The sequence below is a fragment of the Pedococcus sp. genome (assembly GCF_036554925.1).
In the GTDB taxonomy this organism is placed as follows: Bacteria; Actinomycetota; Actinomycetes; order Actinomycetales; family Dermatophilaceae; genus Pedococcus_A.
In genome coordinates this window covers 1-1,683 of the sequence record NZ_DATBMI010000076.1, presented here as the reverse complement: position 1 = coordinate 1,683, position 1,683 = coordinate 1, and the positions used below count along the sequence as shown (strand labels likewise).

Below are 1,683 nucleotides of genomic sequence, written 5' to 3'. Positions count from 1 at the left end.
GGTCACGAGTGGGCGCTGACCACCGACGGCGAGCCCGACTACGGCTACGGCACCGGCCCGGACTCCACGAGCAACGGCACCCTGTTGCGGAAGTTCGGCCTGCCGCACCTGCCACCCGCCGTGGCCTGGTCACCCGACTCGACGAAGGTGCTGACGCATCGGACCGACGAGCGCGGCGTCCGGCAGACCTACCTGGTGGAGTCCGCGCCGGCCGACGGCGGCCCTCCGGCACTGCACACCCAGCGGTACGCCTACCCCGGCGACGAGCACGTGCCGCGGGCCGAGCTGGTCGTGCTGAACGTCCCCGAGGCCACGGTGGTCCGCGCGCGATCCGAGCCGCTGCTCATGCCGCAGTTCTCGCCGGTCACGACCGGGTGGGCGTGGTGGGCTCCGGACGGCTCGGCCGTGTACTGGCTCGGCCGGCCCCGCGACCTGCGCACCCTCTCCCTGCACCGGCTGGACCCGGCCACCGGTGAGGACACGACGGTGCTCACCGAGACCGGGACCACGCGCGTCGAGCCGAACCAGTGGATGAACGACCCGCCGATCGTGCGGGTGCTGTCCGACGAGGTGCTGTGGTACTCGCAGCGGGACGGCTGGGGCCACCTCTACCGGTACGACCTGCGCACCGGCGAGCTGCTCGGGCAGGTCACCTCCGGGGAGTGGGCGGTGCGGCAGATCCTGCACGTCGACGAGGCCGAACGCGTCGTGTACTTCACCGCCTCCGGACTGGTCGACGACGATCCGTACCGGCGCACGGTGTGCCGGGTCGGCCTGGACGGCTCCGGTTTCGCCGCGATCACCGACGACGAGCTGGACCACATCGTCACCGTGCCGGAGACCATGGAGTACTTCGTCGACTCGGCGTCCACCGTGGATACCCCGCCGGTGACGACGGTCCGCGACTGGTCGGGGCGGGTGCTGGTCGAGCTCGAGCGCGCCGACATCACCGAGCTCGTCGCCACCGGCTGGACGCCGCCGGAACGGTTCCGCGTCGAGGCGGCCGACGGGGAGACCGACATCTACGGGGTGCTGTACCGACCCCGCGGGTTCGACCCCGCCCGGCGCTACCCGGTGGTGGACACGCTGTACCCCGGCCCGCAGGTCGACCGGGTTTCGCCGAGCTTCGACCCCGGGGGCATGGGCCTCGACGCCGAGCCGCTCGCAGCCTTGGGGTTCGTGGTGATGGCCGTGGACGGACGAGGCACGCCGGGCCGAAGCAAGGCCTTCCACGATGCGTCGTACGGCCACCTGGCCGACGCGGGCTCGCTGGCCGACCACGTCGCGGCGCTGCGGCAGCTGGCCGAGAGCCGGCCCTGGATGGACCTGGACCGGGTGGGCGCGATGGGCCACTCGGGTGGCGGATTCGCCGCCGCGCGGGCATTGCTGGAGTTCCCCGAGGTGTACACGGTGGGCGTCGCCCTCTCGGGCCCCCACGATGCCCGCTACTTCAACCTGGGCTTCGTGGAGGCCTACGACGGCGCGGACGATCCCGAGGCCTGGGCCCGCGCTTCTAACGTGGACCTCGCGGACCGGCTGGCGGGCACGCTGCTGCTCGTCCACGGCGAGATGGACGATCAGGTCCACCCGCACCACACGCTGCGGCTCGCCGACCGGCTCGTCGCCGCGGACAAGGACTTCGAGCTGCTGATCGTGCCCGGGGCCGAGCACACGTTCATCGAC

Annotated in this window: 1 protein-coding gene; it reads left to right on the top strand. The window is 72.4% G+C overall.

Translation table 11 applies throughout. The features are described 5' to 3' along the window. Positions 1-1,683, top strand: a 1,683-nt coding sequence (locus VIB11_RS06405; RefSeq protein ID WP_332029483.1) for a S9 family peptidase, incomplete at both ends; no start/stop codon positions are given.